Genomic DNA, 23,567 nt, shown 5'->3' on the forward strand with positions numbered 1-23,567 from the left:
GCGGGCGTTATCGCTGCCCCTTCCACGCCAACAACCGCAGCGCATTGGCCGTCACCAGCAGCGTCGCCCCGGTATCCGCCAGAATCGCCGGCCACAATCCGGTGACGCCAATGATCGTCGTCACCAAAAACACCGCCTTCAAGCCAAGCGCGATGGTGATGTTCTGCCAGATGTTCGACATCGCCGCCCGCGAGATGCGGATCAGGTTGGCGACGTCCATCACCCGCCCGTGCAGCACCGCCGCATCGGCCGTCTCCAGCGCCACATCGGTGCCACCGCCCATGGCGATGCCGATATCGGCAGCCGCAAGCGCCGGCGCATCATTGATGCCATCACCGACCTTGGCGACCAGCTTCCCCTCCGCCTTGAGGCCCAGGACGATGCGCTGCTTGTCCTCCGGCAGCAATTCGGCATTCACGGCGATGCCGAGATCAGCCCCGATCGCCTTGGCGGTACGGACATTGTCACCCGTAAGCATGACCACATCGGCACCAAGGGCCTTGAGCGCTGCAAGGCCAGTCCGTGCATCGTCCCGCGGCTCGTCGCGCATGGCGATAAGGCCCGCCACTTCATTGCCCGCCAGCAAGACCGAAACCGTCTTGCCCTCGTCATTGAGCGCCCCGATGCGGATCGAAAAGTCCTCGCTGAGCGGCACACGAACAGCCGCCGCCTTGGGCGAGCCAAGGAAAAGCTCGACCCCATCGAGCGTACCGACCACGCCCTTGCCGCCCAGCGCGCCGGCATTGCCGGCCGCAACCGGCTCGACACCAGCCGCCTTCGCCTTGGCCAGAATGGCGGTGGCCAGGGGATGGCTGGACCCGACTTCGAGACTCGCCGCAAGACGCAGCATTTCGGCCTCCGAACGGCCCACCGCGATGACGTCGGTCACCTGCGGACGACCTTCGGTCAGCGTACCGGTCTTGTCGAGCGCAACCATATTGATCTTGCCCAACTGCTCCAGCACCACGCCGCCCTTCATGAGCAGACCCTGCCGGGCACCGGCCGAAAGCGCCGCGGCAATGGCCGCCGGCGTGGAAATAACAAGCGCACAGGGGCAGCCGATGAGAAGGATAGCTAGCCCCTTATAGACCCACTCATCCCACGAAGCCCCGGTGAGAAGCGGCGGCAGAATGGCGACAAGGGCACCAACCAGCAGCACGCCAGGCGTGTAATATTTGGAAAAGCGATCAATGAACCGCTCGGTCGGCGCCTTGGATTCCTGCGCCTCTTCAACCAGCGAGACAATGCGGGCAATGGTATTGTCCGCTGCCGCAGCAGTCACACGAATACGCAGCGCCCCGTCCTGATTGACCGTACCGGCAAAAACCTGATCGTCCGGCCCCTTGTGCCGCGGCACGGATTCGCCCGTCACCGGCGCTTCATCCACCGCGCCTTCGCCCGACAGCACCAGGCCATCAGCCGGAATACGGTCGCCGGGCCGCACCAGAACCACATCGCCAAGAGCCAGCTCCGCCGCATCGACTTCGCTGATCCTGCCCTCGACCTCCCGCTGCGCCTTGCGCGGCACGAGATTGGCCAGTGCCTTGATGCTGGCGCGAGCCCTCCCCGTGGCAATGCCCTCGAGCAACTCGCCGACAAGGAAGAGCAGCACAACGATGGCCGCTTCCTCCGCCGCATCGATGAACACGGCGCCAACCGCCGCCACCGTCATCAGCGTTTCGATGGAAAAGGGGCTGCCATTCATCATCCCCATCCGCGCACGGCGGAAAATCGGCAGCAGTCCAACCAGCATGGCGAGAATGAAAAGTTCATTGTGCCACTGGGGAAAGAAGCGCTCGAGCGCAAAGGCGGAGGCAACAGCGATACCGCAGAAAATGGTCAATTGCGCCTTGGCGGTCTTCCACCAAGGCCCGTCTTCGCTGCCATGGTCATGCCCATGCATGCCCTCAAGCGCGTCGGGCTTTTTGTCCGCGTGATCATGACCACGATCATCATCATGGTCGTGGTCATGATCCCCATGATCGTGATTGTGATCGTGCGGTTTGTTCGCAGGCTTTGGCGCGGCGCCGGCCAGCGGGGCGATGCGGTAGCCGAGATCAGTCACCTTTTTCTGTACCTGCGCGAGATCAGCACCCTTATGGCCAACAGTCATGGTGCCGGCCACAACCGAGACGGAAACATCCTCAACACCAGGCAGACGCCGCACGGCGGTGTCGATCTTGCTGGCACAGCCGGCGCAATCCATGCCTTCGACACGGAAGCGTGTGCTGGTTTCCTCGGCGCTCATCTTTCGGCTCCTTGATTTTATCTGGGACCGGCGTACATCCTCTAGTGACTAGAGGAGCAAGCGCAAAATGCAGCAGGGCATCACCATCGGCAATGTGTCGCAGGCAAGCGGGGTAAAAGTACCCACCATCCGCTATTACGAGCAGATCGGCCTCCTCCCTTCTCCGCCCCGCACCGAGGGCAATCGGCGCAGCTATGACCACACGGACCTCGAACGCCTGACCTTCATCCGCCACTCGCGCGAGCTCGGTTTCGAAATCGATGAAATCCGCACGCTGCTCTCATTGCAGGATCAGCCGACCGTCTCCTGCGAAGACGCCGACGCCATCGCCAGCCGGCACCTGGCCGATGTGAAGCAAAAGATCGCAAGCCTGACGGCTTTGCAGCATGAACTGGAACGAATGGTGGAAGGCTGCTCGCATGGCCGCGTCGAGACCTGCAAGGTCATCGACATTTTAGCCGATCACGGAAAATGCAGGTTCCACGGCGACTAGTCGCCGCGAACAAGTCTGCCCCGCACTTCTTAGATATGGAGCACAAGGGGCTTGCTTCAAGCCCGGCCGGCTCCACTATAACCGCACTCCCACCGAGCCAAGGGAGTTTTGGATGACCTATTACCACGGCACCCGCGCCGACCTCAAAACCGGCGACCTGCTGTCGCCCGGCTACAATTCCAATTTCGGCCGGCGCAAGCCAGCCTCATGGATTTACTTCGCCGCCACGCTGGACGTCGCCATCTGGGGCGCCGAACTGGCCGAAGGCGAAGCCCACCAACGCATCTACATCGTCGAGCCGACCGGGGAATTTTTCGATGACCCCAACCTCACCGACAAGAAATTTCCGGGCAATCCGACCAAATCCTACCGCAGCCGGCAGCCGCTGCGGATTGTCGGTGAAGTGGCGGAATGGGTGGGGCATCCGCCTGAAAAACTGCAAGCCATGAAGGACGGCGTGGAGCGAATGCGGCAAGCGGGCATCGAGGCGATAGACTAGATCTCGTTGACGCATCTCACCCCCACCCTTGTTCCCTCCCCACAAGGGGGAGGGAGACGAAGGAACCGTGACGACTGTGGCTTGCGCCTCCCTCCCCTTGATGGGGAGGGAATGAGGGTGGGGTGACCGGCGGACTGGGAGCGAATGGCTAAGCCATCTCCTGACTTTCCACCCGCGCCGCTTTGCCCGTCGAATAGATAAACGCGCAGACAAAAACCACCGTCAGCAACAGCACGATCGTCGGCGCCGGCGCACTATCCATGAAGAAGGACAGATAGACGCCCAATAGCGACCCCACGAGCGCAATCACCGTCGCCAGCACCAGCATGGTCGAAAACCGCTTGGTCAGCAGAAAGGCGATCGCTCCCGGCGCAATCAACATGGCAATCGAGAGAATAATCCCCACCGCCTGTAGCGCACCCACAATGGTCAGCGAAATCATCGCCAAGAGCCCATAATGCAGCAGACCGACCCGCAGCCCCACGGCCCGCGCCTGTCCGGGATCGAAGGCATGCAGCAGAAAATCCTTCCACTTGATGCCAATGATGCCAGCGACCACCAGCGCAATCACCAGCGCCTGGACGATATCGACCATGCTGACGCCGAGCATGTCGCCGAAGAGGATGTGGTCGAGATGCACGTCCGACTGGATTTTGACATAGAGCACCAGCCCCAACCCGAACATGCCGGAGAAGACCACGCCCATCACCGTATCCTGCTTGATACGGCTATTGTCCTTGAGAAAGCCCGTGGCGACGGCCGAAAACATGCCGGCAACAAAGGCGCCGATGGCGAGCGGAATACCGAGAATGTAAGCGATCACCACGCCGGGAAACACGGCATGGGAAATCGCGTCGCCCATCAGCGACCAGCCCTTCAGCACCAGGAAGCACGACAGCAACGCCATCGGCACGGCGACCAGCGCCGAGATGATGAGCGCATTGTTCATGAACTCGAACTGGAAGGGGAGGATGAGAAAGTCCCAAAAATTCATTGGCCGGCCTCCAGAGCTTCGGCGGCACGACGACGGGCCGCAAGGAGTCCATGCTTGGGCGCAAAGAAGAAGGCGAGCAGGAAGATCGCCGTCTGCGACACCACGATGATGCCGCCCGTGGCGCCATCGAGAAAATAGCTGGCATAGGCGCCCACGAAACTTGTCACGGTGCCGATGGCAACGGCGATGACAAGCAGACGCGGGAAGCGGTCGGTGAGGAGATAGGCGGTGGCGCCGGGGGTGACGACGAGGCAGATGACGAGGAAAGCCCCCACCGTCTGCATGGCCGCAACCGTCGAAGCCGAGAGCAGCACGAAAAACACGGCCCGCAGAACCGTCGGCTTCAACCCGATGGACCGCGCATGGTTCTCATCAAAGAAGGTGACCATCAGGTCTTTCCACTTGGCGAGGAGTATCGCCAACGAGACGAAGCCGATAATGGCAAGCTGCAGCGTATCTTCCGGCGTGATGGCGAGGATATTGCCGAGCACAATGGTCTGGATATTCACCGAGACCGGCGAGACCGAGACCATGAAGAGCCCCAACCCGAAAAAGGCCGAGAAGATGAGGCCGATGATTGCGTCTTCCTTGAGCTTGGTGCGCTGATTGAGAAACAGCATGGCCGCCGCAGCCAGCCCGCCCGAAAAGAACGCCCCCACCGCAAAAGGCAGGCCCAGCATATAGGCGCCGGCCACGCCGGGCACGATGGAGTGGCTCAGCGCATCGCCGATCAGTGACCAGCCCTTGAGCATCAAATAACAGGAGAGAAAGGCACAGACCCCGCCAACCAGGGCCGAGACCCACATGGCATTGGTCATATAGCCATAGGAAAAGGGTTCGAGCAGCAGCTCCATTTATGGCTGCTCCTCTTTGCTCTCGTCGGGCGAATGCCGCCGCGCTTTGCCGCCCTCGAAGAGCAGTGGACGCTCGTCATCGGTAAAGACGCGGACGCCAGAATCCGCACCGCCATTGGGCGCATGATTGATCACGAAATGCCTGAGCACCCCGCCAAAAGCCTTTTCGAGGTTTTCCTGCGTAAAAGTTTCCTCGGTCGGACCATAGGCCAGCACCGTGCCCTTGATGAGAATGGTGCGATCGCAGAATTCGGGGACGGAGCCGAGATTGTGCGTGGACACCAGCATCACCCTGCCCTCGTCACGCAGCTCGCGAAGAAGGGTGATGATCTGGTCCTCGGTCTTCACATCGACGCCGGTAAAGGGCTCGTCGAGGAGAATAACGCGCCCATCCTGCGCCAGTGCGCGGGCGAGAAAGACGCGCTTCTTCTGCCCGCCCGAAAGCTCACCAATTTGGCGCTTGCGGAATTCGCTCATGTTGACGCGGCGAAGGGCGGCTTCCACGGCGTCATGATCCGCCTTCTTGGGAATGCGCAGCATGCCCATATGGCCATAGCGGCCCATCATCACGACATCTTCGACCAGCACCGGAAAATTCCAGTCGACCTCTTCGGCCTGCGGCACATAGGCGACGAGGTTTTTTCGCAGCGCCTGCGCCACCGGCATGCCGAGCACGGTGATGTCGCCGCGGGCGAGCCGCACGAAACCCATGATGGCCTTGAAGAGGGTCGACTTGCCCGAGCCATTGACGCCCACCAGCGCCGCAATGGTGCCAGTGGGAATGGCAAAGCTCGCATCGCGAATGGCGGTGAGGCCGTTGCGATAGGTGACGGTCGCGCCTGACACGGCGATGCCAGTGCCGGTCTCAACCTCGGCATGGCGAAGTGGGGCATTCATTCCGTAAGGCCTTTGGCAATGGTTTCGGAGGTGACGCGAAGAAGATCGATATAGGTTGGCACCGGACCATCGGCTTCGGTCAAGGAGTCGACATAGAGCACGCCGCCATATTTGGCGCCGGTCTCGCGGGCGACCTGTTCGGCCGGTGCCGGGGAAATGGTGCTTTCCGAGAAGATGACGCCGATGGAATGCTCACGCATGGCGTCGATCACCTTTCGCACCTGCTGCGGCGTGCCCTGCTGGTCGGCATTGATCGGCCACAGGTAAAGCTCCTTCAAACCGAAATCGCGCGCGAGGTATGAAAACGCGCCTTCCGAGGTAACGAGCCAACGCTTCTCCTCGGGCACGGACGCGAGCTCGGCCTGGATCGGCTCGATCATCGCGGAGATTTTCGCCTTATAGGCCTCGGCATTGGCCTTATAGGTCTCGGCATTGGCCGGATCGTGTTCCACGAAGGCATCGCGGATATTGTCGACATAGATCATGGCAATGCTGGGCGACATCCAGGCATGCGGATTGGGCTTGCCCTGATAGGGCCCCTCGGCAATGCCCATGGGTTCGATACCGTCGGACACGACGACGCTGGGCACATCATGCAGATTGGCAAAGAAGCGCTCGAACCACAGTTCGAGATTGAGCCCATTATAAAGCACAAGATCGGCACCCTGCGCGCGCTGAATATCGCCCGGGGTCGGCTGGTAATTGTGAATCTCGGCGCCCGCCTTGGTGATGGATTCAACCACCGCGGCGTCACCGGCAACATTCTGCGCGATATCGGCAATGACGGTAAAACTGGTGACAGCCTTGAACTTGTCCTGGGCGAAGGCCGGCAGGGCGGGAAGCGCGACCGACAGACCCACAGCAAGCAGCGTCCCAAGGGCCTGGCGTCGTGTACCGAAGAGCATAAAGCGATCCTTGTTGCGAATGATTTGCATTTTCACTCAATGTATCGATCGCCGGAAAAGTTGCAAGTAGGAATGGTTTGCAAAAAGCATGGTTGCGAAGAGGCACTTTGCGGCAGTTAACAAAGTGTGTTTGACGGGGACAAAACCTCTCCCCCGCCTATGTCCCTATATCTCCACGACGAATCCCTTTTGACCGTGGGGAGCATCCCCAGCATTTTCCACAAGAGCAAAATTTGAACGATTTTTGACACTGGGGGGCGTGCGCTGCGACCCGCGAATCTGACAGGCTTAAAAAACGCTAAATTCCGGCATTTTTTGATCACAATTGCCCTGTCAAGCCATTGATGACAGGACTGACACAAACCATATACCTTGCAGTAAGGATTGGTGCCGCATACTACATATAGCGTTCAGGGCTTGTTCGATTCGAAAGAGTGGGATGGAGCCCAAGGCCGGTCGAAACCGTTATATCTGGCGACAGACCGGCGCGCGTTTCTAGTAGTTTTAAAGCGTTGAACCCCGTTTTTAGAACCATCCCTCGTGAGGATCCGATGACTATCACCGTCTATTCCAAGCCTGCCTGCGTCCAGTGCACCGCAACCACGCGCGCGCTTGACCGAAAGGGCATTGATTACACGGTGGTCGACATTTCCGAAGACGCTGACGCCTATGCGCGCGTCGAAGAAATGGGCTACCGTCAGGTTCCGGTCGTCGTTGCCGGCGATCAGCACTGGGCCGGTTTCCGTCCCGACATGATCGGCAGCCTCGCCTGAGGAGCGAAGTCGCGCGGTGCGCCGCGCGACAGGAACGAGGTGCAGGCATGGGCCAGATCGTCTATTATTCCAGCACCTCGGAAAACACCCATCGTTTCGTCGCGAAACTTGGGCTTGCAAGCGTAAGGCTGCCGGTCGATGCCGGCAGCGAGCCACCACAGGTGGACGAACCCTATGTTCTGGTGGTTCCCACTTATGGCGGCGCCAATGGCAAGGGTACCGTACCCAAGCCGGTCATTCACTTTTTGAACAATCCAGCCAATCGCAGCCTCATTCGAGGCGTGATTGCGGCCGGGAACACCAATTTTGGCGCAGCTTATGGCGAGGCGGGCAAGATCGTCAGCCAGAAATGCGCCGTGCCTCTCCTCTACCGTTTCGAGCTTCTCGGCACGGAAGAGGACGTAGAAAACGTCAAGCAAGGACTCGAACGGTTTTGGACACGCTCACACTAGACCGCACGGAAGATCGCCCGGCCTCCAAGGGTCAGGTCCAGGACCAGAGCCTGGACTATCACGCGCTCAACGCGATGCTGAACCTCTACGATGAGGCCGGCAAGATTCAGTTCGACAAGGACAAGCAGGCTGCGCACCAGTATTTCCTGCAACACGTCAATCAGAACACGGTCTTCTTCCATAACCTGCGGGAAAAACTCGAATATCTGACCGTCGAAGGCTATTACGAGCAGAACGTGCTCGACCAATATTCCTTCAACTTCGTTAGGGATCTCTACGATCACGCCTATGACAAGAAGTTCCGCTTCCCAACCTTTTTGGGCGCGTTCAAATATTACACCAGCTACACGCTGAAAACCTTCGACGGTAAGCGCTATCTCGAGCGCTACGAAGACCGCGTCTGCATGGTGGCGATGACCCTCGCCCGCGGCAATGAACAGCTTGCCCGCGATCTCGTCGACGAAATCATGGCCGGCCGCTTCCAGCCCGCGACCCCGACCTTCCTCAATGCCGGCAAGGCCCAGCGCGGCGAGCTCGTCTCGTGCTTCCTGCTGCGCATCGAAGACAATATGGAATCGATCGGCCGCTCGATTAACTCCGCCCTGCAGCTTTCCAAGCGCGGCGGCGGCGTGGCCCTCAGCCTCACCAATCTTCGCGAAATGGGCGCGCCCATCAAGCATATCGAGAACCAGTCCTCCGGCGTCATCCCGGTGATGAAGCTTTTGGAAGACTCCTTCTCCTATGCCAACCAGCTCGGCGCGCGCCAGGGCGCAGGTGCGGTCTACCTCAATGCCCACCACCCCGACATCATGCGCTTCCTCGATACCAAGCGCGAAAATGCCGACGAAAAGATCCGCATCAAGACGCTCTCCCTCGGCGTCGTGATCCCCGACATCACCTTCGAATTGGCCAAGAACAACGAGGACATGTACCTGTTCTCGCCCTATGACGTGCAGAACGTCTATGGCGTGCCGTTCAGCGAAATCTCGGTCACCGAAAAGTACCGCGAAATGGTCGCCGACGGCCGTATCCGCAAGCGCAAGATCAAGGCCCGCGAATTCTTCCAGGTGATCGCCGAGATCCAGTTCGAGTCCGGCTACCCCTACATCATGTTCGAAGACACGGTGAACAAGGCCAACCCGATCGACGGCCGCATCACCATGTCGAACCTCTGCTCGGAAATCCTGCAGGTCAGCGAAGCCAGCGAGTTCAGCGAAGACCTCTCCTACACCAAGATGGGCAAGGATATTTCCTGCAATCTCGGTTCGCTCAATATCGCCGCCGCCATGGATTCCAGCGACTTCGGCAAGACCATCGAGACCTCGATCCGCGCCCTGACCGCCGTGTCGGACATGAGCAATATCTCGTCCGTGCCCTCGATCGCCAAGGGTAATGACGACAGCCATGCCATCGGCCTCGGCGCCATGAACCTTCATGGTTATCTCGCCCGCGAACGCATCTTCTACGGCTCGGAAGAAGGCGTCGATTTCACCAATATGTATTTCTACACGGTGACCTATCACGCCATCCGTGCCTCGAACCTGATCGCCACCGAGCGTGGCCAGACCTTCAAGGGCTTTGAAAAGTCGAAATATGCCAATGGCGAATATTTCGACAAATACATCCAGCAGGAATGGAAGCCAGCGACCGAGAAGGTCCAGGGCCTCTTCGACACAGCCGGCATCCACATTCCGACCCGCGAAGACTGGCTGGAGCTGAAAGATCTGGTCATGGCCCATGGCATGTATAACCAGAACCTGCAGGCCGTGCCGCCGACCGGCTCGATCTCCTACATCAATCACTCGACCTCCTCGATCCACCCGATCGTGTCCAAGATCGAGATCCGCAAGGAAGGCAAGATCGGCCGCGTCTATTATCCGGCTGCCTTCATGACCAATGACAACCTGGACTATTACCAGGATGCCTACGAGATCGGTCCCGAAAAGATCATCGACACCTATGCGGCGGCCACCCAGCACGTCGATCAGGGCCTGTCGCTGACCCTGTTCTTCCGCGATACCGCGACCACCCGCGATATCAACAAGGCGCAGATCTACGCCTGGAAGAAGGGCATCAAGACCATCTATTACATCCGCCTGCGTCAGATGGCCCTTGAGGGCACTGAAGTGCAGGGCTGCGTCTCCTGCGCGCTGTGACCAAGGGCAAGCCAAACATGAACGTTCACGTAAAGCCCTTGAGCCGCATTCGTGCGATCAACTGGAACCGCATTCAGGACGAAAAAGATCTGGAAGTGTGGAACCGGCTGACCTCCAACTTCTGGCTGCCTGAAAAGGTGCCGCTCAGCAACGATATCCCGTCCTGGGCAACGCTGACGCCGAGCGAACAGAAGCTGACCATCCGCGTCTTCACCGGTCTCACCCTGCTCGACACGATCCAGAATGGCGTGGGCGCCGTTCGCCTGATGAATGACGCACAGACCCCGCATGAAGAAGCCGTTCTCTCGAACATCTCCTTCATGGAAGCGGTGCATGCCCGTTCCTATTCGTCGATCTTTTCGACCCTGTGCCTGACGCCGGACGTTGACGACGCCTATCGCTGGTCGGAAGAAAACGAGTTCCTGCAGCAAAAAGCCCGGCTGATCATGGAACAGTATGACGGCGCCGACCCCTTGAAAAAGAAGGTCGCCTCCGTCTTCCTCGAAAGCTTCCTGTTCTATTCCGGCTTTTACCTGCCCATGTACTGGTCGAGCCGCGCCAAGCTGACCAATACCGCCGACCTCATCCGCCTCATCATCAAGGACGAGGCCGTGCACGGCTACTATATCGGCTACAAGTTCCAGCGCGAGCTGGAGCGCCTGACCGAGGCCCGCAAGCAGGAAATCAAAGACTTTGCCTTCGACTTCCTGCTCGAACTTTACGACAACGAAGCGCGCTACACCGAAGACCTCTATGACGGCGTGGGCCTCGCCGAAGACGTCAAAAAATTCCTTCACTACAACGCCAACAAGGCGCTGATGAACCTCGGCTACGAAGCCCTCTTCCCGCCCGAAGCCTGCAAGGTGAACGCGGCCATCCTTTCGGCATTGTCGCCCAACGCCGACGAAAACCACGACTTCTTCTCGGGCTCAGGCTCAAGCTACGTCATCGGCAAGGCGATTGCGACCGAAGACGAAGACTGGAATTTCTGATTTTTTGATCCATCGAATACAAAAGGGCGCAACAAGGCGCCCTTTTGTTTTCTAGCGCTCGCACCAGTACCCGTCATAGCCCAGTATCTTCATAGCCCAGTATCTTCATAGCTCAGGCCCCTCATAGCCCAGTAGCGCTGATGGCCCCCAGCAACCCCAATACCCCTCAGTAACCCTCATGGTGAGGCGCTTTGCAAAGCAAAGCCTCGAACCACGAGGGTGTGCCCGGATGCCCGCCAAGGCACCACGGCAAGCCGCCCTCGTCCTTCGAGGCTACGCTGCGCTCCGCACCTCAGGATGAGGGCTCGGGGAAAATCGCAACTCGGCAAAACTCCCAATTGCCGCAATCCATTGTTCCGTGGACTGTCCCAGTAGTCCTCATGGTGAGGTGCGAAGCGCCAGCGTAGCCTCGAAGGACGAAGGCGTGCCCCCAAATCCTCCAGTCGCCACCCCCAGGGTTTCGCGCCCAAGGCAGAACAATCCAGCACCCCGCCATCTCCACTTTTCTGTCGACACATTGATGCCATTTGGGGCAAAGTCCGACACAAAGGAATAAAAACACAAAAATCTGTTGACAGAAAAGCGCCGGGAGAGCTCTGCATGGCCGAATTCAAGCCCAAGAAATCCGTGGCCCTGTCGGGCGTCGTCGCCGGCAATACGGCGCTCTGCACCGTCGGTCGCAGCGGCAATGACCTGCACTATCGCGGCTACGATATCCTGGACCTGGCGCGCAATTGTGAATTCGAGGAAGTCGCCCATCTCCTCGTCCACGGCACCCTGCCCACCCACCCGGAACTCGCCGCCTACAAGGCCAAACTGAAATCCCTGCGTGGCCTCCCCGCCGCCGTCCGCCAGTCGCTCGAACTCCTCCCCGCTGCCACCCACCCCATGGATGTGCTGCGCTCAGGCGTCTCGGCCCTCGGCTGCATTCTCCCCGAAGCGCACGACCACAACCACGCCGGCGCCCGCGACATTGCCGACCGCCTGATCGCCAGCCAGGGCTCCATGCTGCTCTACTGGTATCATTTCTCCCAGAACGGCCGCCGCATCGAGGTCGAAACCGACGATGACTCCGTCGGCGGCCACTTCCTCCACCTGCTGCACGGCAAGGCCCCGAGCCCGAGCCACGTCAAGGCCATGCATGTCTCGCTGATCCTCTACGCCGAGCACGAATTCAACGCTTCCACTTTCACCGCCCGCGTCATCGCCGGCACGGGCTCGGACATCTATTCCGCCCTTGCCGGCGCCATCGGCGCCCTGCGCGGCCCCAAACATGGCGGCGCCAATGAAGTCGCCTTCGACATCCAGAAGCGCTATGCCAATCCCGACGAAGCCGAGGCCGACATTCGCCAGCGCGTCGAAAACAAGGAAGTCATCATCGGCTTCGGCCACCCCGTCTATACGGTCTCCGACCCGCGCAACGAGGTCATCAAGACCGTATCCGAAGAGCTGTCGAAAGAAGCCGGCTCGACCAAGATGTACGACATCGCAGAGCGCATCGAATGCACCATGATGGATGCCAAAAAGATGTTCCCCAATCTCGATTGGTTCAGCGCCGTCTCCTACCACATGATGGGCGTGCCCACCGCCATGTTCACCCCCCTCTTCGTCATCGCGCGCACCTCGGGCTGGTCGGCCCATGTCATCGAGCAGCGCCAAGACAACAAGATCATCCGCCCTTCGGCCAATTATACCGGCCCCGACGATCTGGCTTTCGTGCCGATCGATCAGCGCTAATCCAGGAAAACAGCCATGCCCTATCTCCTCTCCTCGGACCTTCCGACCGAACCCGCAGGCCTGCGTTTCCGCGCGCTGATCGAGCGCGGCGGCATTCTGCGCCTGCCCGGCGCGCACAATGGCATGGCCTCGCTCCAGGCCAGAGCCGCCGGCTTCGAAGCCCTATATCTCTCGGGCGCCGCCATGACCGCCTCCATGGGCCTGCCCGATCTGGGCATCATCACCGTCGATGAAGTGTCATTCTTCATCAAACAGGTGGCCCGCGCCTCCGGCCTTCCCGTGCTGGTCGATGGCGATACCGGCTATGGCGAAGCGCTCAATGTCATGCACATGGTCCGCGCCTTCGAAGAAGCCGGCGCTGGCGCCGTGCATCTCGAAGACCAGCTCCTCCCCAAGAAGTGCGGCCATCTCAACGACAAGAAACTGGCAACGGCCCACGACATGGCCGCCAAGGTCAACGCCGCCGCCAAGGCCCGCAGAAACCTCTACATCATCGCCCGCACCGATGCCGCCGCCAGCGAAGGCATCGATGGCGCTGTCGCCCGCGCCAAGATGTATATGGAAGCCGGCGCCGACGCGATTTTCCCCGAAGCGCTGAACACCGCCGAAATGTTCCGCGAATTCGCTTCCCGAATGCCCGGCGTACCGCTCCTCGCCAACATGACTGAATTCGGCAAGACTCCCTTCTTTACCGCCTCCGAGTTCGAAGACATGGGCTACCGCATGGTCATCTGGCCGGTGTCGTCCCTGCGCGTCGCCAACAAGGCCCAGGAAAAGCTCTACGCCACCCTTGCCGCCGATGGCTCGACCAAAGCCATGGTCCCCGAAATGCAGACCCGCGCAGAACTTTATGCCACCATCGGGCTGGCGGATTATGAGGCGCTGGATGCGTCGATCGTGGCGACGATTGTGCCGGAGCCGATTAACTAGTTGGCGCTCATCCTACCCCACCCACCGCGCTGCCCTCGGGCTTGACCCGAGGGTCACTTTGGGAGCCCCCCAACTTGGGTGTGGCAAATGGCCCTCGGGTCAAGCCCGAGGGCAGCACGGTGGTTGTGATGATGCTGGCGCGCACATCCCCGGCCATAAAAACTGGAAATCCCACCCAGCTTTTGCTATGCACCCGCCCATGAGCGAAGAATTTGAACGTCCCGTCCTGACGCCCCCCACCGGCGAGAAAAAAGTGCTGCTCCATTCCTGCTGCGCCCCCTGTTCGGGCGAGGTGATGGAGGCAATGCTGGCCTCGGGCGTCGAATATACGATCTTCTTCTATAATCCCAACATTCACCCCAAGCGCGAATATCTCCTGCGCAAGGACGAGAATGTGCGCTTTGCCGAGAAGAACAACGTGCCGTTCATCGACGCGGACTATGACCGCGACAACTGGTTCGCCCGTGCCAAAGGCATGGAGCACGAGCCCGAGCGCGGCATCCGCTGCACCATGTGCTTCGACATGCGTTTCGAGCGCACCGCGCTCTACGCCCATGAGCACGGTTTTCCGGTGATGACGAGTTCGCTCGGCATTTCGCGCTGGAAAAACATGGCTCAGATCAATGAGAGCGGCAAACGCGCCGTCGCGCCCTATGAGGGCCTCTCCTATTGGGACTACAACTGGCGCAAGGGCGGCGGTTCGGCCCGCATGATCGAGATTTCCAAGCGCGAAGAATTCTACCAGCAGGAATATTGCGGCTGCGTCTATTCGCTGCGCGATACCAACGAGCACCGCGTCTCGACCGGCCGCGAGCGCATCGTTCTTGGCCAGAACTACTATGGCAAGGACACGACGTCCGAATAGTCGCGGCGTCGGCAAGTCAATAATTGTGGCCAAAAGATGTTCCGCAGTGAAACACTGCGGATATGCACCATTAATTCACCCTTCGGACATTTGACTGAAAATGTTACCGGACTTGGTGAATTAACAAGGTATGAAATTAGGTTTTCGTTAACCCTGTATTGCCTAGCTTGGTGATCGCTAATCAGCAGGCGGAGGGCCGTTGCTAGCGTTTCTGGGCTAGAATCGGGTTTGACCTCATATGCGGGACACGAGAAAACTTTGGCGCGCAGCCGGCCACCTGCTGCGAAACGGCATGCTTGCCGGCCTTTCGGCGTGCCTCCTTGCCGCCTGTTCTACCACCAGCGACATGCCGGCTTCCGAAGCCCAGATCGTCCGCGCCTCCTCCTCCTTCATCCTGCCCCCGCCCGGCGGCCCGGCCATCGTCACCGTGGTCGAAACGCGTTTCCCCAATGCCATCCGCCAGGACATTTCCCTCGCAACGGAAGCGCGCAGCGTCGGCGAAAACAAGATCAGCATCATCCGCTTCACTGGGAAAGGCGGCGATGGCAGCGACGCGGCGCTCAAGGACATTCCCTTCACCCAGGTCAACCTGACCGAGGAGGCGCTCGCCGCCTGGCCCAATTCGGGCATGGCCGTCTCGCCCTATTATGTGCAGAACGCCTATGGCCCCTTCGGCTATGCCATCGCCAAGCCGCCCAACGGCGATAGCTGCCTCTATGCCTGGCAGCGCATCGAGCCGGCCCTGAAACCCTCCGGCGCTGTGGATCGCGGCGCCATCATCATCCGCCTGCAGCTCTGCCGCCGCGGCGTCTCTGAAGAGGCGCTGCTGAGCACCATGTATAATCTACGCCTCAACATAGAGGCCTTCCCCGCCCTAAAGGCCCCCGCCGCCATCGGCCGGATCGCAGCCCCGATAAAGCCCATCGGCGCCGCCGGCTTTGCCGAAGTCATCCCCACGAGCCAGCCCGCGCCCCGCCCCGCAGCCACTCAGCCGCGCCCAGCCCCGGTCGCAACGCCCGCCGTCACCACCATGCCCGTACCGCCCCCCGGCGCGCCCATCGTCCCCGGCCCAACCGGCACCGGCGGCCAGTCCGGACCCATCGTGCCGCGCCCGCCCACCACGTCCGTCATCGTTCCCTCGCCGAGCGCGAGCGGAAACTGACGCCCAGAGGAGCCCAGGATGAACAAGGCGCTCACCGTCGTCATCTGGATCGCCATCTCGGCGATCGTGCTGCTCCTTGTCACCGTGCCCGTGAGCCTCCAGGCACATCTGGTTATGGGCGCCATCCTGCTCGGCGCCATGCTGGTCATCAAGATTCTGCGGCTCGACGGCAATTGGCGCCTCCTGCTCCTCACCTTCGGCACCATCATCGTGCTGCGCTATGCCTTCTGGCGCACCACCAGCACCCTGCCGCCGATCGAACAATGGATGGACTTCATCCCCGGCCTGATCCTGTATCTCGCTGAGATGTACTGCATTCTCATGCTCTTCCTCAGCCTCTTCGTGGTCGTGCGGCCCATGCCCAGCCACGTCTCGATCCGCCTCAACAAGGACGAGCCGGTGCCCACGGTGGATGTCTTCATCCCCAGCTATAACGAGGATTATGAGCTCCTCGCCGGCACGCTCGCCGCCGCCCGCGACATGGATTATCCCGAGGATCGCTTCACCGTCTGGCTGCTCGACGACGGCTCGACCGAAGCCAAGCGCAACCACCCCGATCCCGAACAGGCCGCATCGGCCCAGGAGCGGCACGAACAGCTCCAGCAGCTCTGCGAAGAACTCGGCTGCCGCTACCTCACCCGCGCCCGCAACGAGCACGCCAAGGCCGGCAATCTCAACAATGGCCTTGCCAATTCAACGGGCGAATTCGTCGCCGTCTTCGATGCCGACCACGCCCCGGCCCGCGATTTCCTCCAGGAAACGGTTCCCCACTTCGCCCGCGACAATCAGCTCTTCCTCGTCCAGACGCCGCACTTCTTCCTCAATCCAGACCCGCTCGAACGGAACCTCAGAACCTTCGAAGTCATGCCGTCGGAAAACGAGATGTTCTACGGCATCATCCAGCGCGGGCTCGATCGCTGGAACGCCGCTTTCTTCTGCGGCTCCGCCGCCCTCCTCCGCCGCGAGGCCCTTGCCACCAATAATGGCTTTTCCGGCAAGAGCATCACCGAGGATTGCGAAACCGCCATCGAGCTCCATAGCCGCGGCTGGAACTCGATCTATATCGACAAGCCTCTCGTTGCCGGCCTCCAGCCGGTCACCTTTGCCAGCTTCATCGGCCAGCGCACCCGATGGGCCCAGGGCATGATGCAGATCCTCTTGTTCAGCTTCCCGCTGTTCAAGTCCGGCCTCAGCCTCCCCCAGCGCCTCTGCTATCTTTCCTCGACGCTGTTCTGGCTCTTCCCGCTGCCGCGCATGATCTTTCTCTTTGCGCCCTTCTTTTATCTCTTCCTCGACCTGCAAATCTTTACCGCCTCGGCCGGCGAATTCGCCGCCTATACCCTCACCTATGTGGTAGTGAATCTCGTCATGCAGAACTCGCTCTTCGGGCGCTGGCGCTGGCCGTGGATTTCCGAACTCTACGAATATATCCAGTCGGTGCACCTCTTGGGCGCGCTCTTTTCAGTCGCGAGAAATCCCTACAAACCGAGCTTCAAGGTCACCGCCAAGGACGAGAGCGTCGAAACCGCGCGCCTCTCCGAACTCGCCCGCCCCTTTTACCTTATCTTCCTGCTCCTCATCCTCGCCGTCGCCATGACCATCTACAAGATCGGCGCCGAGCCCTATCAGGCCGAGGTGACCATGGTCGTCGGCGGCTGGAACATTTTTAATCTCATCCTCGCCGGCTGCGCCCTCGGCGTCGTCTCCGAGCGCCGCGAGGGCTGGGGCAGCCGCCGGGTCGCCGTCGAACGGCGCTGCGAAGTGCGCGGCGCCGATGGCAATTGGGTCAAGGCCGGCTTCGTCAATGTCTCGAGCGGCGGCGTCGCCGTGCGCATGCCCAATGGCGCCGCCGGCCTCGGCCGCGGCATGCCCACCACCGTCCGCTTCACCCCGCTCGCCGACAATATCGGCATCGATGAAATGCCCGTCTTCATCCGCTCCGTCACCCAGGAGAACAAGGGCGTCATCTTCGGCTGCCGCTACATGCCCGAGCGCGGTCAGCACTATCGTCTGATCGCCGACCTCATCTATGCCAATTCGGGCAACTGGCAGGCGCGTCAGAGCGCCCGTCAGGTTAATATCGGCATCATCCGCGGCACCATCCGCTTCCTCGGCATAGCCCTCTACCAGACCGGCCGCGGCCTCGGCTATCTGCTCCGTTTCGGTTCGGGAAGGGTGCTCGGCAAATGAAGCGGCACACCCTTCTCGCCTCGGTCGCGCTCCTCACAACGCTCGGCCCCGTCCTGGCCCAGCCCGCCCCCTTCGACATGTCGCCCGAAAGCAACCGCGTCGTCGCCCCGGCGCCGGCAGAGCCGGGCGAAACCGTTCCGGCGCCGGTTGAAGAGGTCGCGCCATCGGCCTTTTCGCGCTTTCTCGTGCCCGGCGCCAGTCTGCGCCTTGTGGGCGAAGAGGCCCAGCAGGGCGTCGTCGTCTATCTCACCGACGCCCAGGCCGCTGCCCCCGCCACCCTTAATTTCTCGCTCCTCAATGCCCTCGTCGTCGCGCCCGAAATTTCAAGCCTGCGCGTCCGCATCAACCAGACCGAGATCGCGGCAACCCCCATCGCCTCCTCGTCCGGCGCTACCCCCGTCAGCATCGCTGTTCCCGCGGGCGTCCTCCGCCCCGGCGCCAATATCGTCGAATTCCGCGCCACCCAGCGCCACCGCACCGACTGCACGGTGGAATCGACCTATCAGCTCTGGACCGAAATAGCCGGCAACAGTGCCCAACTCGTCTTCGAGGGCGAAAACCTAGAGCGTATCACGCAACTGACCGATATCGGCGCCGTCGGCGTCGATGAAACCGGCAATACCACACTGCGTCTCATCGCGCCCGACATGGCCGACCCCGCGGCGCAGGCAGCGGCCCTGCATCTGGTCCAGCAGATCGGCCTCGCTTTGCGCACGCCAAAACTCAGCGTGATCCTCGCCGAGGCCCCCGCCGAGGAACGCCTGCCCGGCGTCCTTGATGTCGCCATCATGCCCGCAGCAGAACTGCCGCCTGCCTTTGAGGCCGCGCAAGCCCAAGCCAGCGCCGGCCCGCTCGCCGCCATGCTGCCCATGCCCTCCGGCGCCGATACGCTCGTGGTTTCGGGCCCCACCTGGGACACCATTGTGCGCGCCGGCGACGCCCTGCTCACGGCCGCTCCCGTCTCGCCCGAGCGGCCGCGCTTCGACCTGCCAAATCCCCTGCCCCTCTTGCAAGGCGGCGCCACGGCGACCCTTGCCAGCCTCGGCATCGACCGGCTCGAATTCAACGGCCGGCGCTTTACCACCCAATTACAGTTCGAACTGCCGCCCGATTTCTACGCCTATCGCTATGGCGAACTGGAACTTGTGCTCGATGCGGCCTATTCGAGCGACGTGCTGCCCGGCAGCGAGATCGACATCTACACCAATGGCGAGATCGCTTCCGCAACGCCCCTGCTGCGCACCGATGGCGGCACGCTCAAGGATACGCGCATCCGTATCCCCATGACCAATCTGCGCCCCGGCCGCAATGAGGCAACGCTGGCCGTCAACCTTCTGACCCGGTCCGACGCGGTCTGCAATCCCGGCTGGACCGGCGCCGCGCCCGCCCGCTTCGTTCTCTCCAGCAACAGCTATCTGCGCCTGCCCGATTACGCCCGCGCCACTGCCGTGCCCGATCTTCAGGTGCTTACCGGCTCGGCCTGGCCCTATGCCGATGATGAAGCCGTGCCCCTGGCCCTCGGCCAGGACCAGGATTCGCTGGTCGCGGCCATGATGTTCGCCGCCCGTATCGCCACGGCATCGGGCCGGGTCATCACCTTCGATATCGTGCCGCAGGACAATCTGGCCCCCGAGGCCAATGCCATCCTCGTCATGCCCACCACGGCTCTGTCGCCGCTCAATCTCGGCCGTACCGGCATCGGCACCGCCTCTTCGGTCCAGGGCAGCGACGATACCCTGCTCGACCAGTTCGGCAATAGCCGCCCCGAGGGCCCGCTTTCCGGCATTTCCAACTGGCTCCAGGAGACCGTGGGACTCGACCTCGCCGATCTCAGGCTCGTCCCCGCCCCCGACCTGCCCTATGCCCCGGCCGCCGAAGCGCTCGTCGTCTCGCAGGTCCGCCAGCCCGAGGGCGGCATATGGACGGTCCTGACCTCCACCACCGCTCCGGCCCTTCACGCCGGCACCGAGAGACTGATCGATACCCCAAAATGGCGCAGCATTGCCGGCCGCGTCAGCGCCCTGGCGCCGGGCGAAGACGACATCGCTGTCGTTCCCGCCAATGCGGTGTCCATCGTCACGCCGGAACCCGCCTCCCCCTTCAACCTGCGCCGCGTCGCCGCCAACTGGTTCTCGGGCAACATCTTGTACTTCGCCCTCGCCATCGTGGTCGGTGCCGTGCTCCTGATGCTGATCACCTCTCGCGTCCTGACCAAGATCGGGAGACCCTCGCCATGAAGCGCCTGGCAACGCTCCTCCTTGGAGGCCTCATGACGGTTCCCGCCTTTGCCGCGCCCGCCATCACGCCGGAGGAATGGCAGAGCTATCTCGATGCCTATGTCAGCCCCGAAGGCCGGGTCATCGACACCGGCAATGGCAATATCAGCCATAGCGAAAGCCAGGGCTATGGTCTCGTCCTTGCCGCACTGGCGGAAGACCGGCCCAGTTTCGACCGCATCCTCAATTTCACCAAAACCGAGCTCATGATCCGCGACGATGGCCTTGCCGCCTGGCGCTGGGAGCCGGATGCCGACCCGCACGTCACCGACACGAACAATGCCACTGACGGCGATATGCTCATCGCCTATGGCCTGCTGCTCGCCAGTGACCTCTGGGGCGAAACCGCCTTCTTCACCGAGGCCGCCGCCATGGTCGGGACCATGGGCCGCAATCTCCTCGTCCCCGCCGATGGCCTGCCGGCCATTCTTCCCGGCACGGAGGGCTTTGCCGGCAATGACGCGACCGCCGGTCAGCCCATCCTCAATCCCTCCTACTGGATTTTCGAAACCCTGCCGCGTTTCGACAGCCTCGATCCCGTCATCGACTGGAATGCCGTAGCCGAAACCGGTCTCGAACTCCTCCGTCGCGCCTCCACGACACCCGCCGGCATTCCCGGCGACTGGGTCGTCATGGCCGGCGGCGCCATCGGCCCAGCCCCCGATTTTCCCGCAGAGTTCGGGTATAACGGCATCCGCATTCCGCTCTATCTGATGCGCGCCGGGCTCGATCCCGCTTTTCTCGAACCCTTCCGCGCCAAGGCCTCTTCGGCCGGCCTCTTCAAGATCGATCTCGCGACCGGCAATGCCATAGAGCCCATTGAAGAACCGGGCTATCGTCTCATTCAGGCTGCCATGGAATGCGTCGCCACCGGCCAGCCCGTACCCGAGGAGCTGCGCACCCTGCAAACCACCAGCTACTACGCCGCGACCCTGCAATTGCTGATGCTCGACAACCTGCGCCGCCAGCGCCCAAACTGCCTTGGCCTTGGGGCGCAATCATGAAGCGCCTCGCCCTCACCCTCTGCCTCATCGGCATCTCCCTGCCCGCCATGGCTCAGTCCGTCGCCCCCTTCGGCGTCGACCCCATGACCGTATCGGAAACCGGACCCGCGCCCTCCACCGTCCCCGCGCCGCCTCCCTTCGCGACCGAAATGCCGGTTCAGACCGAGATCGGCACCACGCTCCCCGATCCCATCCTCACCGCCCAGGCGCCCGCCCAGCCCTCCGCTTCCGGCCCCGACGAAACCGCCCTGCGCTATTTCGCCCAGCAGGGCGACACCGTCCGCCTGCAACGCGAAATCGAGCGCCTCCGCGCCCTCTATCCCAATTGGCAGCCGCCCGCCGATCCCCTGACCACCGATTTCGTGCCCGACCAGTCCATCGTGCGCATCTGGGATCTCGTCACCGCCGGCGACTATGCCGGCGCCCGCGCCGCCATCGCCGAAAAGAAAGCCGCCGATCCCAGCTTCGTGCCCACCGCCGATCTCACCGAAACCATCGCGCGCGGCGAAGCCGGCACGCGCCTCCGCGCCGCGTCCGACGCCGGTCAATATGACGAAGTCATCTCCATTGCTGCCAATGCGCCGCAGCTCCTGACCTGCGCCAGCGTCGACAATCTCTGGCGGCTCGCCGAAGCTTTCATCAAGACTGATGCCACCCAGCGCGGCACCGACGCCTATTCCTATATCCTCACCAATTGCACCGATGCGCCCGAGCGCTTCGCCACCATGCAAAAGGCCACCGACCTTCTCGACCGCGCCGCCCTGACGCCGCTCCTCGCGCTCGAAAAGGACGGCGAATTCACGACCCTCCGCCTCGATCTCGCCCGCCGCGCCGTCGCTGCCGCGCTCGAAGAGGACGGCGCCACCCCGGCAAGTGATGATGTCGACCTCCTCGCCAAATCCGCCATGGCCGACAAGAATGCCGAAGACCTGCGCCTCCTCGGCTATTTCGAACTGGACCGCAACCGCCCGAGCGAAGCCCGCCGCTTCTTCGAAGCCGCCAACGCCACCGACCCCTCCGCCGCCTCCGCCCAGGGCCTCGGCGTCGCCCTCGTGCAATTGAACGATCCCGCTGCCGCCGAAGCGGCCCTCGCCGAATATCGCGATGACAACGAAGACATCGCCAAAGTCTATCGCGACGCCGCCGCAGCAACCCTCGCCCGCGAACCCCGCCTCGCCATTTCCGAAACCATTCTGGGCCGCATTGTCGAAACCACGATCGCCACCCGCGACGCGGGCCTTGCCCAGGAACTTGGTTGGTACGCCTATGCCTTCAACCAGCCCCAGACCGCGCTCGAATGGTTTCAGACCGCCCTCGGCTGGCAGGCCGATCTCGAACCCGCCGCCTATGGCCTCATGGTCTCCGCCAACGCTCTTGGCGACGCCGCCCGCGTCGAGGAAATCCGCCGCACCTGGGGCGGCCGCTCCGTTCGCATCGCCCAGTTCGGCAACCTGACTTCGCTGACCGCACCCCCTTCCGTCGTCCCGCTGCCAAAACCGCGCCCGGCCCACCTCACCCAGGTCCAGACCGTGCGTGTGGCCCAGCAAGAAGCCCCAAGGCAAGTCAAGCAAGCCGAAGCCCCCTCCGGCGGAGGAGGTGGTGGTGGCGGCAGCGGCGGCGGATGCCAGACCTTCCGGCCGCCAAACTCCCTCTCCCCCGGCGGCGCTCTCACCCATGCCTGGTGTCTGATGGATCTCAACCGCCCCGCCCAGGCGGTTGATCATTTTGGTCGGGCCCTCGACTCGGCCAATCAGGCGACCCGCAGCGACGCCGCCTATGGCCGCGCCCTCGCCTTTGTCCGCCTCGGCCTTCCCGATGAAGCCGCCGTCGCCGCCGCTGCCGCCCCCCTTTCGGACAAGCGCGTGGTCGAATTGCAAACCGCCATCCTCACCCTAAAGGCCACCAGCGCCTATAATATCGGCAAATATCAGCTCGCCCTCGCCATGCTCGACGCCCGCGCCCAATACGCGGCCGAGCGCAACGATCTCCTGACCCTGCGCGCCTGGAGCTACTATCACCTGCGCCGTTTCCGCGAAGCCGAGCGCATCTTCGCAGCCGTCGCCGCCACCGGCTATGGCGATGCCGTCTCCGGGCTCGATGCTGCCCGCGCCTCGCTCCGCAGCGCCCAAAGCCAGTAAAA

The 23,567-nt window shown here is 62.0% G+C and carries 19 protein-coding genes; 14 read left to right on the forward strand and 5 right to left on the reverse strand.

The window, feature by feature from the left end; all coding sequences use genetic code 11:
- Positions 1-7: 7 nt before the first annotated feature.
- Complete coding sequence (locus JP75_RS01620) at positions 8-2,248, reverse strand: heavy metal translocating P-type ATPase (protein ID WP_035078131.1); 2,241 nt, start codon at positions 2,246-2,248, stop codon at positions 8-10.
- 67 nt (positions 2,249-2,315) lie between these two features.
- Here JP75_RS01620 and JP75_RS01625 point away from each other — a divergent pair, with 67 nt between their 5' ends.
- Together JP75_RS01625 and arr are read left to right on the forward strand one after the other, a co-directional pair.
- Positions 2,316-2,741, forward strand: coding sequence for a MerR family transcriptional regulator (locus JP75_RS01625; RefSeq protein WP_035078133.1), 426 nt, complete (start codon positions 2,316-2,318; stop codon positions 2,739-2,741).
- 112 nt (positions 2,742-2,853) lie between these two features.
- Complete coding sequence (gene arr, locus JP75_RS01630) at positions 2,854-3,240, forward strand: NAD(+)--rifampin ADP-ribosyltransferase (RefSeq protein WP_035078136.1); 387 nt, start codon at positions 2,854-2,856, stop codon at positions 3,238-3,240.
- A 148-nt stretch (positions 3,241-3,388) separates the two neighbouring features.
- Here the strand turns inward: arr and JP75_RS01635 are convergent, their stop codons facing one another.
- From JP75_RS01635 to JP75_RS01650, 4 genes are read right to left on the reverse strand one after another with little or no spacing between them, the layout of a single operon-like run.
- Positions 3,389-4,234 carry a metal ABC transporter permease gene (locus JP75_RS01635; RefSeq protein WP_035078139.1) on the reverse strand — a complete coding sequence of 282 codons (846 nt, stop codon included), beginning with the start codon at positions 4,232-4,234 and terminating at the stop codon, positions 3,389-3,391.
- A complete protein-coding gene (locus tag JP75_RS01640) occupies positions 4,231-5,088 on the reverse strand; it encodes a metal ABC transporter permease (protein WP_035078140.1) in 858 nt (285 codons plus the stop codon). The genes JP75_RS01635 and JP75_RS01640 overlap by 4 nt, the downstream gene beginning before the upstream one ends.
- On the reverse strand, positions 5,089-5,985 hold the full coding sequence (locus tag JP75_RS01645; protein WP_035078142.1) for a manganese/iron ABC transporter ATP-binding protein: 897 nt from the start codon (positions 5,983-5,985) through the stop codon (positions 5,089-5,091).
- Entirely contained in the window at positions 5,982-6,890 is a 909-nt protein-coding gene (locus JP75_RS01650; protein WP_035078537.1) for a metal ABC transporter substrate-binding protein, read from the reverse strand. Before JP75_RS01650 ends, JP75_RS01645 begins: the two co-directional genes overlap by 4 nt.
- 551 nt (positions 6,891-7,441) lie before the next feature.
- Between JP75_RS01650 and nrdH the strand changes: the two genes are divergently transcribed.
- The 12 genes from nrdH to JP75_RS01710 all read left to right on the forward strand — a co-directional run bounded on the left by nrdH (position 7,442) and on the right by JP75_RS01710 (position 23,565).
- A complete protein-coding gene (nrdH, locus tag JP75_RS01655) occupies positions 7,442-7,663 on the forward strand; it encodes a glutaredoxin-like protein NrdH (RefSeq protein ID WP_035078144.1) in 222 nt (73 codons plus the stop codon).
- A gap of 47 nt (positions 7,664-7,710) precedes the next feature.
- The gene (nrdI, locus tag JP75_RS01660) at positions 7,711-8,115 is read left to right on the forward strand and encodes a class Ib ribonucleoside-diphosphate reductase assembly flavoprotein NrdI (protein ID WP_035078146.1); all 405 of its coding nucleotides are present in this window, start codon (positions 7,711-7,713) and stop codon (positions 8,113-8,115) included.
- Positions 8,097-10,271 carry a class 1b ribonucleoside-diphosphate reductase subunit alpha gene (nrdE, locus tag JP75_RS01665; protein WP_035078148.1) on the forward strand — a complete coding sequence of 725 codons (2,175 nt, stop codon included), beginning with the start codon at positions 8,097-8,099 and terminating at the stop codon, positions 10,269-10,271. The genes nrdI and nrdE overlap by 19 nt, the downstream gene beginning before the upstream one ends.
- A gap of 17 nt (positions 10,272-10,288) precedes the next feature.
- A complete protein-coding gene (nrdF, locus tag JP75_RS01670) occupies positions 10,289-11,263 on the forward strand; it encodes a class 1b ribonucleoside-diphosphate reductase subunit beta (protein WP_035078540.1) in 975 nt (324 codons plus the stop codon).
- Between the two features lie 600 nt (positions 11,264-11,863).
- Positions 11,864-13,000, forward strand: a complete 1,137-nt coding sequence (gene prpC / locus JP75_RS01675) for a bifunctional 2-methylcitrate synthase/citrate synthase (protein WP_035078151.1) — start codon at positions 11,864-11,866, stop codon at positions 12,998-13,000.
- A gap of 15 nt (positions 13,001-13,015) precedes the next feature.
- The gene (prpB, locus tag JP75_RS01680; protein ID WP_035078154.1) at positions 13,016-13,930 is read left to right on the forward strand and encodes a methylisocitrate lyase; all 915 of its coding nucleotides are present in this window, start codon (positions 13,016-13,018) and stop codon (positions 13,928-13,930) included.
- A gap of 199 nt (positions 13,931-14,129) precedes the next feature.
- Positions 14,130-14,795, forward strand: coding sequence for an epoxyqueuosine reductase QueH (locus JP75_RS01685; RefSeq protein WP_035078157.1), 666 nt, complete (start codon positions 14,130-14,132; stop codon positions 14,793-14,795).
- A 292-nt stretch (positions 14,796-15,087) separates the two neighbouring features.
- Positions 15,088-15,957 (forward strand): cellulose biosynthesis protein BcsN, encoded by an 870-nt coding sequence (gene bcsN, locus JP75_RS25005; protein WP_051960110.1) that lies wholly within the window; start codon positions 15,088-15,090, stop codon positions 15,955-15,957.
- Between the two features lie 18 nt (positions 15,958-15,975).
- The gene (gene bcsA, locus JP75_RS01695; protein ID WP_035078159.1) at positions 15,976-18,147 is read left to right on the forward strand and encodes a UDP-forming cellulose synthase catalytic subunit; all 2,172 of its coding nucleotides are present in this window, start codon (positions 15,976-15,978) and stop codon (positions 18,145-18,147) included.
- A complete protein-coding gene (locus JP75_RS01700; RefSeq protein WP_035078161.1) occupies positions 18,144-20,384 on the forward strand; it encodes a cellulose biosynthesis cyclic di-GMP-binding regulatory protein BcsB in 2,241 nt (746 codons plus the stop codon). The genes bcsA and JP75_RS01700 overlap by 4 nt, the downstream gene beginning before the upstream one ends.
- Positions 20,381-21,427: a family 8 glycosyl hydrolase gene (locus tag JP75_RS01705; protein ID WP_035078163.1), complete on the forward strand. Its 1,047-nt coding sequence runs from the start codon at positions 20,381-20,383 to the stop codon at positions 21,425-21,427. Before JP75_RS01700 ends, JP75_RS01705 begins: the two co-directional genes overlap by 4 nt.
- Complete coding sequence (locus JP75_RS01710; protein ID WP_051960112.1) at positions 21,424-23,565, forward strand: hypothetical protein; 2,142 nt, start codon at positions 21,424-21,426, stop codon at positions 23,563-23,565. Before JP75_RS01705 ends, JP75_RS01710 begins: the two co-directional genes overlap by 4 nt.
- Positions 23,566-23,567 lie beyond the last annotated feature (2 nt).

Origin of the sequence: Devosia riboflavina (assembly GCF_000743575.1) — a bacterium.
Taxonomy (GTDB): Bacteria; Pseudomonadota; Alphaproteobacteria; order Rhizobiales; family Devosiaceae; genus Devosia; species Devosia riboflavina.